The sequence below is a fragment of the Pseudoalteromonas sp. SWYJZ98 genome, assembly GCF_015864495.1.
GTDB classification, from domain to species: domain Bacteria; phylum Pseudomonadota; class Gammaproteobacteria; order Enterobacterales; family Alteromonadaceae; genus Pseudoalteromonas; species Pseudoalteromonas distincta.
In genome coordinates, this window is the sequence record NZ_JADYXA010000001.1 from 200,882 (window position 1) to 216,036 (window position 15,155).

At 34.8% G+C, this 15,155-nt stretch carries 13 protein-coding genes; 6 read left to right on the forward strand and 7 right to left on the reverse strand.

The features are described 5' to 3' along the window. Positions 1-51 precede the first annotated feature (51 nt). Positions 52-936 carry a LysR family transcriptional regulator gene (locus I6F10_RS00940; protein WP_165723745.1) on the forward strand — a complete coding sequence of 295 codons (885 nt, stop codon included), beginning with the start codon at positions 52-54 and terminating at the stop codon, positions 934-936. A 3-nt stretch (positions 937-939) separates the two neighbouring features. Here the strand turns inward: I6F10_RS00940 and I6F10_RS00945 are convergent, their stop codons facing one another. Further along, a complete protein-coding gene (locus I6F10_RS00945) occupies positions 940-1,893 on the reverse strand; it encodes a YihY/virulence factor BrkB family protein (protein WP_024595416.1) in 954 nt (317 codons plus the stop codon). Between the two features lie 127 nt (positions 1,894-2,020). Between I6F10_RS00945 and I6F10_RS00950 the strand changes: the two genes are divergently transcribed. Continuing rightward, complete coding sequence (locus tag I6F10_RS00950) at positions 2,021-3,100, forward strand: mechanosensitive ion channel family protein (protein WP_165743099.1); 1,080 nt, start codon at positions 2,021-2,023, stop codon at positions 3,098-3,100. Positions 3,101-3,348: 248 nt separating this feature from the next. On the opposite strand, the gene I6F10_RS00955 is transcribed toward I6F10_RS00950, so the two are convergent. Further along, positions 3,349-4,047, reverse strand: a complete 699-nt coding sequence (locus I6F10_RS00955) for an HNH endonuclease (RefSeq protein ID WP_197098204.1) — start codon at positions 4,045-4,047, stop codon at positions 3,349-3,351. 121 nt (positions 4,048-4,168) lie between these two features. After that, a complete protein-coding gene (locus tag I6F10_RS00960) occupies positions 4,169-5,362 on the reverse strand; it encodes a hypothetical protein (protein ID WP_197098206.1) in 1,194 nt (397 codons plus the stop codon). A gap of 313 nt (positions 5,363-5,675) precedes the next feature. On the opposite strand from I6F10_RS00960, the gene I6F10_RS00965 reads away from it, so the two are divergent. Next, positions 5,676-6,134: a hypothetical protein gene (locus I6F10_RS00965; protein ID WP_197098208.1), complete on the forward strand. Its 459-nt coding sequence runs from the start codon at positions 5,676-5,678 to the stop codon at positions 6,132-6,134. Positions 6,135-6,145: 11 nt separating this feature from the next. On the opposite strand, the gene I6F10_RS00970 is transcribed toward I6F10_RS00965, so the two are convergent. Then, the gene (locus tag I6F10_RS00970) at positions 6,146-8,140 is read right to left on the reverse strand and encodes an AAA family ATPase (RefSeq protein WP_197098210.1); all 1,995 of its coding nucleotides are present in this window, start codon (positions 8,138-8,140) and stop codon (positions 6,146-6,148) included. Continuing rightward, a complete protein-coding gene (locus tag I6F10_RS00975) occupies positions 8,133-9,047 on the reverse strand; it encodes a tyrosine-type recombinase/integrase (protein ID WP_197098212.1) in 915 nt (304 codons plus the stop codon). The genes I6F10_RS00970 and I6F10_RS00975 overlap by 8 nt, the downstream gene beginning before the upstream one ends. 197 nt (positions 9,048-9,244) lie before the next feature. On the opposite strand from I6F10_RS00975, the gene I6F10_RS00980 reads away from it, so the two are divergent. The 3 genes from I6F10_RS00980 (at position 9,245) to I6F10_RS00990 (ending at position 12,714) form a co-directional block, all read left to right on the forward strand. Then, the gene (locus I6F10_RS00980; RefSeq protein WP_197098214.1) at positions 9,245-10,102 is read left to right on the forward strand and encodes a hypothetical protein; all 858 of its coding nucleotides are present in this window, start codon (positions 9,245-9,247) and stop codon (positions 10,100-10,102) included. Between the two features lie 136 nt (positions 10,103-10,238). Then, a complete protein-coding gene (locus I6F10_RS00985) occupies positions 10,239-11,438 on the forward strand; it encodes an RDD family protein (RefSeq protein ID WP_197098216.1) in 1,200 nt (399 codons plus the stop codon). Between the two features lie 4 nt (positions 11,439-11,442). Then, positions 11,443-12,714, forward strand: a complete 1,272-nt coding sequence (locus I6F10_RS00990) for a PrsW family intramembrane metalloprotease (protein WP_197098218.1) — start codon at positions 11,443-11,445, stop codon at positions 12,712-12,714. A gap of 149 nt (positions 12,715-12,863) precedes the next feature. On the opposite strand, the gene I6F10_RS00995 is transcribed toward I6F10_RS00990, so the two are convergent. Together I6F10_RS00995 and I6F10_RS01000 are read right to left on the reverse strand one after the other, a co-directional pair. After that, on the reverse strand, positions 12,864-13,892 hold the full coding sequence (locus I6F10_RS00995; RefSeq protein ID WP_197098220.1) for an MAE_28990/MAE_18760 family HEPN-like nuclease: 1,029 nt from the start codon (positions 13,890-13,892) through the stop codon (positions 12,864-12,866). Beyond that, entirely contained in the window at positions 13,889-15,097 is a 1,209-nt protein-coding gene (locus tag I6F10_RS01000; RefSeq protein ID WP_197098222.1) for a DUF262 domain-containing protein, read from the reverse strand. Before I6F10_RS01000 ends, I6F10_RS00995 begins: the two co-directional genes overlap by 4 nt. Positions 15,098-15,155 lie beyond the last annotated feature (58 nt).

Genomic DNA, 15,155 nt, shown 5'->3' on the forward strand with positions numbered 1-15,155 from the left:
TCTGCGCGGTCAAGTTAAGCAATCAGATATAAGTAGTAACAGGATTTAAAAATGGCAAAAGCAACATTAGAGCAATGGCGAATGTTTAAAGCGGTTGTGGATCACGGCGGATTTGCAGGCGCAAGTGCGGCTGTACATAAAAGTCAGTCAACCGTACACCATGCTGTTCAAAAACTTGAAGCCGCCTTGCAAATTAAGTTGCTTGAAGTAAAAGGTCGTAAAGCATTTTTAACCGATAGCGGTAAACTAATTTTACGCAGAGCTGAATTTTTAATTGAAGAAGCAACTAAAATAGAATCGGTAGCGAGCACACTAAGCGAAGGCGTAGAAAGCACATTAAAAATAGCTGTTGATGAAGTTTTTCCACACACCATTTTATACCAGGCACTTGCTAAAACGAGTGAACTTTACCCGCTTTTAAAGATTGATTTAGTAGAAAGCGTGCTAACCGGTGCAAACGAATTACTACATAACTCAGTGGTTGATTTAGCCATTTCATCAATTCCTATCTATGGAATTAGTTGCAGTACGTTATGCGATATAGAGTTTATAGCCGTTGCGCATAAAGACCATGTATTACACCAACAAACTGAACAACTCAACTTTCGCGATTTAAAGCTACACCGGCAAATAGTAGTTCGCGACTCAGCAATCCACACCAGTCACAATGATGGCTGGTTAGGTGCTGATATGCGCTGGACAGTCAGCCATTTACGCAACTCTATTGATATGGTTAGTCAAAATTTGGGTTACGCTTGGCTGCCAAAAACACAAATAGCACATTTAATTGAAGATAAAACGCTCATCCCACTTAATTTAGACCAAGGTACAACCCGTACCCTTAATTTATATTTAATGTGCAACGACAACGACAGGCTTGGTCCTGCAGCACAAGAGTTTAAAGAGCAGCTTATAGCTCTCACTAACTTTAGCTAATAGCTATTCGTTTTTTACATCGAGGTGATCTGCCACATAGGCGCCTCGCTGCCCACGCTCTTTAGCTGGGCCTATAGTACTGTCTTTACCTGTTTGCTGCTCAGTAGCTGCATTAATAACAGCACCTAATGTGATTATATAAGCGCTGATATACAACCACATCAACATGATCACTACACCACCTAGTGAGCCGTAAGTTTCGTTGTAACTAGAAAAACGCGACACATAAAAAGAAAAACCTATAGATGCCAAAATCCAAAGTACAGTAGCAATAGACGAACCCATCGTGATCCAACGCCATTTGGCCGGTTTACGGTGTGGGGCATAACGATATAAAAGTACCAATGCAAAATTAAAGGTAAAAGCTAATAATGGCCAAGAGATGAGTTTAATTAATAAATCTATACTTTCTTTTAGCCCCACTAAATTAAGCACAATAGGTAAAATACCAATAATTAATAACGCAAAAATTGCGACAACAATCGCCCCTACCGAAAATAAAAAGCGTACTAATTGAGCTTTAAAAAATGAACGTTTATCATATTCACGATAACTAATATTACACGCAGTAATAAGTGCTTGGCTGCCCTTAGAACTACTCCAAATGGTAAGTATAAGCGTACCAATTGCACTTAAGCTCAAGCTGGCACTTGATGTTTTTGCAAGGCTAGAAACCTGAGATAAGATTAGTTCACTGGTACTTGGTGGGAGCAAAGTAACTATTTTACTTAAATGATCACTAATATCTGCAGGGGATGAAAAGTATGCATACACAGATACCATCGCCGCAATGGCCGGAAAAATAGCAAGTAACGCATAAAATGCCACACCCGCTGCCACTATAGATAAGTTATCTTCACTCATTTGCTTAAAAATGCGCTTAACAATATCCCACCAACCTATAAAAGGGATATGACCAGGCTGCTCAGCTTGCTGTCCTCGTTTAGCTTCTTTCATTCTAAACCTCAATATTTGTATTACATTACTACAGCAAAATGTTTGCCAAGTTAAATAAAGTATTTGGTACTAAACTTGCTGTTACCTAATATTAACGATTATAAAAACCAAACACGGACGATAAGCCATGCCTAGTAGCCAATCAAACATTATAGCTTTAAACAATACGCCTCCCAGCACGCAAAGTTTTCAAGGCGATGTGTTTACGTGGCAGTTTTTTCATGAACAAGCTGTGCAATTACTTCATGCAACAGCGCAAATATTACCCACACTATTACTCGGTATAATACTTTTAGCATTAAGCTATTTAATTGCAGGGCCACTTTCTCGATTGCTTATAAAGCCTATTGACTACATGACTGACAGTAAACTAGTTCATTTAGTTGTAAGGCGCAGCATAAGCACTTTAATTATTTTATTTGGCGTGTACTTATTCCTGCGTTTAGCAGGGCTTACCGAGTTTGCTGTCGCCATTATGAGTGGCACGGGACTAATAGGACTTATATTAGGTTTTGCCTTTAGAGACATAGCTGAGAACTTTATCGCCAGTTTATTACTGAGCATACAAAGGCCTTTTAAAATCGACGATGTAATTGAAGTAGACAATCGTTTAGGTATTGTTAAAAAAGTAACCGCAAGAGCAACCACACTTGTTGATTACGATGGCAATCATATTCAAATACCCAATGCGACGGTATATAAAAATACTATTAAAAACCTGACTGCCAATCCAAAAATGCGCGGAAAAGTAGAAATTGGTATTGGCTATGATAACGATATACGTAGCGCACAAACCCTCGCCCTAGCTATTGCCAATCAACAAAATGCGGTGCTTAGCGATCCACCTGCGCAGGTTTTAATAAAAAACTTAGGCTCATCTACTATTAACTTCGTTTTGTATTTTTGGGTTAATAGCGAGCAACACAGTCCATTAAAAGTAGCTTCCCAGCTTATGCGCGAATTAGTCAATGAGTTCACAAAACAAAACATCAGCATGCCTGATGACGCACGAGAGAGAATTATACTCACCGACCCTAATGAAAATGTTTCTAGTATAGGGGAAGAACAACCATCGCAAATACAAAACGAAAAGAATGAAACAGTTGATCAAACTAAAACACTTGATGATGTAAGCAGTGATACCGACGAAATACGTGAACAAGCAGAGCAATCTCGCGATCCAGAACAAGGTAAAAATATTATTTAAAGATGCTGAAGTTGTATTAACTAAAATTTAGACACAAAAAAGCCCGCAGTGTTAACTGCGGGCTTTTTATTGAATGAGTGAGTCAGCCTATAAGTTAACAGGGAGACTTTAGTATAAACTTATAAATCAATACGTTATTTTTTTTAGTAAGTGTGAATATACAGATTTTGGCACAGTATTTGGCACAGTTCTAATGTAATTATTAAGCTTAACATACTACTCTAACTGAATAGGAGCAAACTGGTAGTCTAGCCAAAATGTTGTTCCCTGTGGCAATTAGGGCATAAAGCAATTGCATTTTCTACAGTATCTTCTCCACCTTTAGATAAGAATATCTTGTGGTGTACTTCTAAATATGGACTACCATCGCTTTTTCTTTTGAATGGTGCAGTTTCTCCACATAATTCACAGATATCACCAGCTCTTTCAAGAACCTCTGCGACAACATCTGGGTTACGCTCAAACAAAGCCACTGTAGCGTAATATTTTCGAGGAATTTTAGAGGATTTGGCCAAACGTTTTTTACGTTTAGTCGACCCTTCTTCAATACTTTTCTTCACTTGTTCTTTAAATTGCTCATCCCTAGCCTGCTGAGAAAAAGTAAAGCTAGCGTATTTTAACGATTCCATAAGTTTAATTAATTTTTGAATATCAAGTGAACTTCTAATAAAGATTTCTGGATGCAACCACGTTCCATTAGCTAACAATAGTTTAACCTTCACACTACCATCACCTCTGGCTGTAATAATCGTGTATTCACCATTTCTTTTATCGTTATACCTATATTCGGTAGGGGTAAAATCAACATACCCACTATTGTCATGCAAATATGCAATATTTAGTCTATTTACAACCTCAAGAAAAAGAATCGACTTACCTGGATTGTCTAGCAACCACCGATATGCCTTAGGTTTACTTTTTATATCGTTAGATCGTTTAGAATTCATGACTTACCCCAAAGCTTAATTGAAATCAGTCTATAGTGGACAAAATTAATTGACCACTATATTTTAAAGATTTAACAATTATTCATTGAAATCTTACTATCATTGTTAATAGTCACTAATGTCATGGATTAAATAGAAGTTTTTGTATAGCTCTTAGTTCATTTCGAGTTGAGCCTACTAACCTTTCACCAAAAAAACCTTTTTCAGCTGAGTTTAAACGTCGTCTGAGTTTTTGCTTTTCTGAGTCAGAAATTAGGGTTGACCTCGCAGCTGTTATACCCATTTTTTTAATTAAATAATACTCTGAGATGCTTAACCGTTCTTTTAGAGCTTTCATACTGTACTCTCTTATATTAGGTATCCGATTAAAAATATCGAATAATGATTCTAAATCAAACTTAGAATTAAGCTTTTTCAGTTGGATTTCGCACCTAGTAATTGGGACTTTACATTTCAAGTTTCTTTCACGCAATTTGTTGTATATCTGAAGTCTCGTACCGCTTTTACCATATACTTTAGTTTCTACCTTGCCTTTATGGTCAAGATATAGAGTTATATGACGTGAGGAATTAAGGTTTAAATAAAAATCTTTAACTTTGTCTTTTTTTAAATCAATCGCAAAGTCTATCCTTAGTAAATTCGATGTCCTGATTAGGCTTTCATAACTTGGGCCTATTACAAACTTTAACTGCGAAAAAACAAGTCTTAAGAAACGAACATCGGTTTTTGCAGGGTTGAATGTACATTTTATGTAAGAATTTTTTTTCTTTGTTGGCATATATTCAAACGTCATATGCTGACTTTTATTGCTAACTCTACATTTATAAATTCGAGTATCCCTAGGTCTCTTTGAACTACAAAGTTTCTCTCGTAAAAGTAGCTTTATAAACTCATCACCTAAATCATCAGAGACTTTTAATGTAAATGATAACTTATCTAAAAAAGCACTTTCATTTGTATAGTATTCATCAATGAATGAGTTTTTGTTTTTGTTTTTGTTTTTGTTTTTGTTTTTGTTTTTGTTTTTCGGTTTAACAATTAAAATTACTTTTGGTTGATAAAAACATTTATGATCTTTTAACTTTCTATACGATGAAATTGATAGAGCAATTAGATCTATTGATTTAACTTCACTCTTAGTTTTTTCTTTAAATTTAGATTCCTCGTACCATTCATACTCACCAGTCTGTAGGTTTTGTGTGTATATAACCCCATCTTTATTGATACGCTGAGAGATATACTTAAAATTAACTTTATAATCATCATGTACGTTAACTACTATGTTATAGAAGTCAGGTGAAAAATTATTACTCATAAAAAGACCTTTTAATTTATTCGGTCTTTCTTTTTACAGATTCAAAAAAGTACTAATCTAGTAACATTTAAAGGCTTTAAATAATTAGATTACATATCGTTCCGGAACTTAATAAGGCTTAAGAATAAAGCAATCAAAAGCGTTCCGGAACTAATTCGAGACTTAAGAATAAATCAACCGAAAGTGTTCCGGAACTGCATTGTAAAAACTTAAATCTAAATTTCAGTAGCCTTTAGCATAGAAGTAAAAATACAATTGCACTTGCGTTCCGGAACGTTTATGATAACTATGAAGTAACGATGATGAGAAATTTATGGCGACTGGTAGAAAAGACATTTCATTATTAGAGTTTTATATTGCTTGTGATTATTTACTTGAGAAGTTAGATAAATATGAAAAGATCCATAACTATCTCAGCAGCCTTGCTCGAAAGAAAAGCAGAATAAAAGCTGAAGATAAAAACTGCTTATCTGAAATTGTAAACAAAAACATAGATGAATCAGAATTCAAACGGGCGATAAAAAAATTATCCCCCAAGTTTGTGGATACATGTGAAAAAATAAATAAAAATAAGGGTAATATAGACAATAATGATTGGAAGTTAATTCAGTCAAATTTAAGAAAATTAAAACACCGCAGGAACACTACAACGATCGTAATATCCACCGATATATATAACAATTTAATAAAGCTGGCAGATAGTAATTATTCCAACGAGTTAATTTATAATAACACCTTAATAAAAAAATTAATTAAAAGGCCTAAAAGCTAAAACAGAATACATTAAAAACCTATGCGCCGTTTGCAATCGCCTTTCAATTTCTGCTCTTCAAACAAGAACTCTAATACTTCACTTGATGTCGGCGCTTTATTCAAAAAACGTATTTTTCGTGCTATTACGCTAAAGTCACCAGGAGTAATACGCTCTAATCCAACCAATTTAGCGCTCTCGCTTTTAGCCAAGGCTTTTTTGCCTGTTAACTTTAATATCATTCGTGATACTTGTTCAGGTGTTAAGTAATCTAGCTCAAGCTTAAAATCACAACGGCGTAGTAAAGCTTTATCTAAACGCTTTTTAAAGTTTGTAGCGGCAAAGAAAGGAAGTTCAAACATTTCAAGGTTACACAATAGCTGATTCACGGACTGAACCTCCCAGCTATTTGTGGCGCCCTCACGGCTTGAAAATAAGCTGTCGGCTTCATCGATAAATATAGCCGCACCTTCTTCTGTAGCCTGTATAAATAAGTTCTTTATATTTTGCTCACTTTCCCCTACCCATTTACTTAAAATGTCTGAAGCCTGAACGCTAATTAGCTCAAAACCAGCTTCTTGGCATACATGATTAACGAATGCTGTTTTACCTGTACCCGCAGGACCAAATAGTAAGGTTCTCGCACCATGATGGTTATTAAGGGCGTTGGTTATATCATTAAGACTAGAAAATGAGCCCTTTAAGTTAATATTGGTATGGTCAAACTTAAGCTCTGGATTGTAATGCATTTGGTTTAAATCAATACCCGATGCAGCCATTACCCCTTCAATATACGAACCTATAAACTCTTGAGCTGCTTCACTCTCATAACCACATAAACGAGCCCCATGGCTGGCTTTACTTATATTTGCCAAGCTTAGGTGTTTGTTCGAAACCACCTTTTCAATAAAGCTTTGGCTTACTTTTAGTTCATTAAAGTACCCTACGGCATGCTCTAAACGCTTTTCCTTTGTTAGCTGGGGCATTTCAAGTACAAAATCAAAACGCCGTACACAACTTTCAGGGATATCTTCAATATGGTTCGTTATCCATATGGTTGCACTATTTGGTTCTTCAATTAAGCTATGCAAAAGCTCTTTTGGTTCACTAGAGCCAAACATGTTTACATCGAATATATCTTCGCACTCATCTATAAGTAGCACTCCATCACGGCGATCCCCCATTAACTTACGTGCCATAGATAAGTTATGAATACGGTAGCTAGTTGAAGACCTTGTGCCTAATTGCCTTTCAACTTGAGCATCGACTTCAGAACTAGATTTAACCTTCATTAAAACTAAGTTAGCATTACTACATAAAGATTTAGCTAATTCAGACTTACCCGTACCAACAGCCCCATATATCAATATATTTAAGCCTTTATTGTTTGCTCTCTTCCAACCACTTAATAAGCTTTTTAGGTATAACGTATCCCTATGGCCAAAAGAGCTCAAATTGTAACTAGCTGGCTCTTCATTTTTTAAAAATAGCCCTAATGCATCTTTAGTCTTGTATTGGGGGCTAGTGAATAAATAATAGGCAAGAGATTTAGGGAGTAATGGTAGCTCATAGTCAAAAATACGGTTTTTATATAATCCAATCGATTCAAGTGCCTCTAAACATTCCTCCAACTCAATCTCCCCAAGCCCCAATAACACAGTGAATGCATCTGAATATGAATACGCAGATTTAGTAATAAATTGCTCTATAGACCTAAAAATGGTTGGTTTGAGAGTACCAACAATAATAAACTCCATAAGTGAGCAAGCGTTAGTTGGTAGTCCAATGCTTTTGCTAAAATAACGGCTGTTTTTTGAAAGTAATTTTTGGTCAAAGTCTGTAGTTATCTCAATAAATGAGGCATATAGTTCATCCAGATCAACAGGTAAATTTGATCTTTTTGAGCCTGATAGTTGCTGTACTTCCCTAGGGCTATATTGTTCAAACGTATCATCATCAAATAAGCCTGATTCTATTAACTTGATACCATAATGGCTTGTAAATTGGCTTATTAGTAACTTATTCATAATCACCACATCCATTCACAGATAAAGTATTAACGGCGCGCTTTAAACTGTCCACGCCCCGTTTATCGTATAACTGTGTGGTAATAATGCTTTTATGCCCTGCCAACTTACTCACAGTAGAAATATCCACACCATTAGCCAAGAGTGATGAAATATAAGTTCGCCTCATATCATGGGGTGTAAACTTCTCCCCCAAAACGTGATTAGTTCTGGCCGTTACAACGCTATATATAGTTTCAGGTGAAATACCACGAGCTTGAATAACTTTACCATTCAAAACCACGCAAAATAATGGCCCCTCGTTTTTACCACGTACCGTTAGCCATGAGCTTAAATACTCTAATACCCACACTGGTAAGTACTGCGTTCTAGTACGGTTTCCTTTTCCCTTATGGATAACAACTAGCTGATCAGCCATTGAAAAGTCACTAAGCCTTAAAGCCGAAACTTCAGATCTCCTTAATCCCGCACCAGCCATTAAAGCCAATAATGAAATATCACGTGTGCTAATAATTGAAGATGGTGTATAGGGCTGCTTTAATATGCTTTTTAGCTGTGTGGCTGTAAGTGACTTACCTTTTAGGCTTGGTTCAATATGGGGAAGCTTAAGAATATTAAACTTTTCTAGTTCGTGCGGCTCAATTAAATTCATTAAAAAAGCAGTTTTAGCTATGGCTTTAATAGCTTGAAAAGTAAGTTGGATAGTTCTAGCTGACTTATTATTGAGTACTAAGCTTTGTTTAAGAGTAGATAACTGCTCAAAGCTTAACTTGTGAAGTGGTAATGCGACTAGCTTATCATGCAATAATAAAGTGTTTTTAACACTTTTTATCAGTGAAATAACAGCCTTTCGTCCTGTTGGTGCTAAGTTATTTAAGTAGCACTCTGTAGGTGTGTAGTTAGTCATAATAGATACCTTTATACGTAAACGTATAGTCGGTATACATGACTAACTAATTAAAACCAGAGCCTTTTTTGACTGATAATACAAAGTTACTTTCGCATTTTACGACTAAAAAAGTTCCTGACTATAGCACTAGGTAATTAGCGCTTCACATTTAACAAAGCACTTTGTATTATCTATTAAATTGTAAGGAATAATAGATGGAATTTATGGACAGTATCTATCATGTAATTTTTAGAGGGAAATTGGTCGAGGGAACTAACAAAAATCAAGCTTCAATAACCTTATCAAAAATTTTGAAAATTCCGCAAAGCCAAGATAATGAATTTTTATCCGGTAAAACATTCGTATTAAAAAAGAATATTACTAATGAACAGGTTCTAATCATATCTAAAAAACTTTTAACGTATGGAATTGTTGTTGAGTTTATTAAATCAAAAGAACAAGTTCATAAAAGTAATGAAAACACAGCCCATGAAACTAATGTTCAGCTATCAGAATCTGAAAAGAAATCCACAGTTGACATTTGGTATGCAATTAAATCAACCGTATACCCCCACTTCTTTTTATCTGTGATACTTTGGTTTTTTCCAGCAATTCTGGCGGGGGTAGGTTTACAATGGCTATTTATTGTTAATATTTTGACTCTCGTCTACTCCATTCCTGTTTGGCTGGCTACCTCTCAAGGCTATATTGTCGATATCGATAATAATGAGTTTACTTTTCCTGCTAGTGATGTTGAAAATAATATCATCGAAATTATCACACTAAAAAAATTAAGAAATATGATGCGTCGACATAGCATCAAAATCACTGAAATAAGAGCATTAAATAATGAAAAAGGACGTAGGCAAAGTAGAGTAAACTTTGATGCAAAACGTAAAACACCACCTATGAAAGATCAATGGCTATTAAATGTGTCAGGTGAATTTGGCTCTCAACAATTTGAGTTTGATTCGAAACAAAAGCGAGATGAATGTCGTTCTATGATCTTTACTGCATGCTCAAGAAAAGGTAATAGACTAAGAGGGGCTAGTGATTTTAACTTAGATTTATAGTTAGCTTTACAAACAGGTTCTGAGACTCTTTTAGACCCGCTGAGACTGAATGATTAAAAGTAAAAACGACAATTTTTCAAAATATTAAAAAGTAAAATAGAACTCTGCTACGATAAAAATGATAGGGACAAAGTATATGGTAAAGTGTGATGTTATCTACAGAGGTATAAGTAATAAAAATAATATTGCTAATCTTGCAGGGATAATTAAGCGTTGTTTTCCCAAAGCGTCTAAAGAAGATATCGTAGTTTATTTAAAACAAAACGATCTAATTCTTTTTAGTGATTTGGACGAAGAAAAAGCAAATAAGATTAAACAAGCAATTATCAAAAATGGGGGAAAAGTTGAGCTTCAATTTAAGAGTGATAATGAAGACCTTTTCAATCTTGAAGAAGTTGAAGAAGTAGATGAAATAGCCGAAGACGAGGGTATTGAAACTGTTGCAGTAGTTGAAGATATTTCTACAATAAACACCGATACTGTTCATGAGTCAATAAATCAGAGCCAAACTATAGAAGTAGATAGCTTTTTAATAGCAAAACCATGGAAAAGAGTAGCAGCACTTTGTATTGACCAAGTTATAACAATAGCATTTACATTTATAATTACGTATTTAATCATGACTTTCTTATCACCCCCTCTTGAGAGCTTAAAGTATCTTGGGTTTGTATTAAGCCTCATTTATTTTACAGTTATGACTGGAAATATTTCAAAAGGAAAAACAGTAGGGGCAAGACTTTTAAAGATCAAAGTAGTAGATGAGAACTCTACGCCTTTAAGTTTACTTAACTCATTCATAAGATCATTTTCATTCTTAGTTGGCCTAGCACTATTCTTTATATCAGCCATAAGTATTTTCTTTAACCCTAAACGTAGAGGACTCCATGATTTAATGTCAGGGGCTTATGTCGTCGAAGAGGAAGCAAGTAGCTTTCTAAACTCTAATGCATTTACTATAAAAGCACAAAAAGTAGCATTTGAGCAACTAAAACGAGCCCAAACAATTGGAATGATAAAGTTACAAGAATCAGTAATACAAATAAATTCATCAATACCCTACCTTGAAAATGCAGGATACGTTATTGCAGATCTTGAAATGGAAGTCGGTGTATCGCCAAAGGTAATTGTTATTATTAAAATGAACAACGAAACGACGCTATCAATGGAAGAACTTGAAGACAAAGTTAAAGATAAACCTGTAGTTACAATGCTCGTGCGTGCAATCAAAATGAGCGCTGACTTACAGAAAAAAGTTAACATCAGGAGTATGAAAAGCGTAGGTATGGAGATTAGTCTAGCTGTCACACCATCGGTAAAACTGTTATTTACGAGGTAGAACCATGGCTAATTCATATAGACTCATTTTTAAAGGCGATATTGTGCCTGATAAAAACCTAGAAGAAGCTATCAGTGAGTTTGCATTACTCTTTAACATATCAAAAGTTAATGCAGAAAAATATTTTAATGGTAAAAGCTACATATTAAAAAAAAACCTCAGCAAAGAAAAGTCTAAATACATGTATGACAAGGTTTTAGAGGCTGGTGTTATCTGCTATGTAATAAATAATGAGAGTGCTAGTAGTAGCCCTTTAGCAAAAGGAAATGTAACAACAAATCATACTTCAATCCAAAGCCGATCGACATTGAGTCAGCATGTGACATCATTTGCAGGAACTAAAGATTTAGCCGATTTTAATATAAAGCTACTTTTCTCTGATGTTTTTAAGAAAAGGAATGATGAAGAGCTTGAAGAGTATTACTCAGTAGGAACAACTACAACTACACCTGATATCAAAGAAATAACATCTGAGTTTCCAAGGCCTTGGTTATTTATTCGGCTTTTTGGTCTGATGATCTTGACTTATATAGGGTTCATCTACTCTTTTGAATATTGGAATAATATTAAACTTTTACCCGGCTTAATCTTTGTTGGTACTTTTGCAATGCCTTTAAGTGTACTTGTTTTCTTTTTCGAGACAAACGTCCCTAGAAATGTATCGTTGATAAAAGTATTTAAACTAGTTCTTCAAGGCGGAATTCTCTCATTAATTTTTTCATTATTAATGTTTGAATTAACTTCTACCTTAAACTGGTTGGGGCCACCTGTTGCTGGCTTAGCTGAAGAGCCAGGAAAATTAATCGCGCTTTTATTAGTAGCTAATGCAATCAGGTACCCATATATTTTAAACGGATTACTATTCGGGGCGGCTGTTGGTTGTGGGTTTGGCTCATTTGAAAGTGCAGGGTATGCTTTTGAAATTCTTTTAAATCAAAACTATACCTCCATGATAGATAATATAAATTTAAGAGGTGTTTTATCACCATTTGGGCATATAATTTGGACAGGCATGATTGGCGCTGCATTATGGAAGGTTAAACAAGGCAGGCCGTTTATGATAAGCATGCTGCTCGAGTATACTTTTATAAGAGCTTTCTTAATAGCAACACTCTCACATATGCTATGGAATAGTGGAGACTGGCTCCTACCTTGGATCATTAAAGCCCCTTTTATTTCGGTAGTTGGCTGGATAGTTATTTTTTCTTACATTAACGAAGGTATATTAGAACTTAAACAATTAAAAAATAAAATTCCTGCTGAGCCCCCACTATAACTATAGGGCTCCCCACTCAACAGAGATGGTTCGACAACTGAAGAGGTTTATTTTTTATAGTATCTATAATCTATAGACCCACTCTAGATACGACAGCAACAAATATTGAACCAACTAACGTTAATATGTATTAACGTTAGTTGGCGGTACTAGGCCAATAAGTAGAAGTTATTATTATTTGTAATGTGCTCGTCAACTTTGACACCTACATTAACCTTATCTTCTAGTTTTACGCTTTTAACCACATTGCGGTCAACTTGCATCTCCTCGATATTTACTGTTATGTAATTGGGATAAACTGATTTTCTTTCAACAATAATCTTAGAAGTACTTGTTAATTCAACATCAGAAGCATCAAAACATAATATTGAGTTATTAATGACAGTAATCAGCTTGATAGGTGTACTTTTCACATTGACCTTTTGGTTCAAAACTTTATCAGTTAAACAGTAAAATAAAGATTCGCTATAAGATTGAAAGAAAACACAATGTTCAAGAATTAATTCAGGAGTTAATAAGTTTAGAACTTTCGTACCATGAGCGACTTCATTTCTTCTATCTGCAATCTCATCTATAGCTTTAAAAAGTTGCTTAGAGCTAGTTCCTTCAGGGTTATCAAATTTACTTTCTAGCGTACTTTTTATCGGTTCGTAATTGCAAACTAACTTATTTAAATCATTTATATCAACACTCTTGAAATACTCATTTATTGAACTGCTCCGAAAATTTGAACTATGCTGTATAAAAGCTTCGTAGTTAAGTTTAATGGAACCGTTTGATACATTATTGTATAACGCTGAAATAATGATTTCAGGTGCTAGATCTTTATTTTTTTGAAGACCCAAATTTAAAAGCAGCTCCGAACACTTCTTTATATTGGCCTCTCTAATTTTGTTAGGTAATTCATTGTAATTGTTGAAAATACTAGATATTGAGACCAAATAACCTTTAAGTAAATCTTCAATATAACGCTCAAAAATTCCATACAACGAAATAACATAAGAGTTATAATTAAATATTTTATTAGCCACCATATTTATTTCAATATCTTCAACTAAATGCTTTAGAGAATCATCTTTTTGCAATGAAGAAACTGTTTTTAAAGTAGATGTTTGAGAAGCTATGTGCTTCTCTAGAGCCTCTAACTCCTGACTAAAATCCTCAAAAGCTGCTTTCATGATACAAATTGATTAAAGAAGTCTGAAAATATTTTAAACCTCGTATTTACCGCATTCTTATTAGTATCTCTACCCTTCATTTGTTCATATATATCTTTATGAAATTGCTCAGTAGCAGCGAGAATTTCGCCTTTATTTGCTATTAGCTCATCTTTCTTATCTAGCATTGTAGAAAGCACGTGCATTATTGGATCATATAATAGTTTAGTTGGTCGCTCGTAATGGAACCACTTACCTTCTCTATGCCTATGTAACCAGAAAGCTTTTTCCCCATAGATATCCCACGAGAGTTTTATAGTTTCTTCAAACAACCTCTTTTGTTTTTCAATAACTTCAGGGGTAAAAATTACATTACCTTCCTTTTGAAACTCATCAAAAAACACTTCCATTGTGTTACCTTTCCAATTATCAAGCTGCCTATACGCAAAGAACCTCAAACATAACTCAACGTCTGACATATCTTTATATAGTTCGTTAGATATGACCTCATTTCTATCCGTTGTACCAGTTTCAAGCTCTTCTGCGTCTGGTACAGGTATATTCCACAACCTGCAAAAGTATTCATTTCTAGCCAATGAAATACACATTGAATTCACCACCCCTGGATATAGTGCATTCCGTATTTCTTGAGGCTTTAACTTTTCACCACCACTATTAATCCTTTCAAAAACCAATTGCTTCAAACGGTTCGCTTCTTCAGTACTTTTTGCAGTTTCTTGTAGTAGGATAATTGAAGAAATATACCTACGGTCAATGCCTTTTTGTATTTGCTCTGGCAAACTAGAATATGTGCACCCATTCAATTCAGGCCACTCTGATAGTCCTGCTAGTTGAAATTCATTTGCATAAAATTGTGAGATAGCAGTCAAGCGCTGCAACCCATCCATAACTTCGTACTCTGAAAAATTAACTTCATAGAGAAATATAGGAGGAATAGGAACATTCATGATAAATGATTCTATTAGTTTCGATTTTCTTTCAATACCCCAGCGATGCCTCCTCTGAAATTCAGGATTTAATTTATAATCATCACTTTTTACCATTGCAAGTATTGTATTTAGTGGATACCGTGCCTGCTCTGTAACAATTCTGACAGCGCCTTTTATATATTTTTCATTCGCCGCTGATTTATCAAGGTCTTCAATCCCACCATGCCCGTTTTTATCGAAATCAATTTTTTCATTATCAAACAGTTGAATATCCATTATTTATCTCTACCTGATTAGTTGGTTTGAACCAAAGACGTAACAGAACCATTTAAAG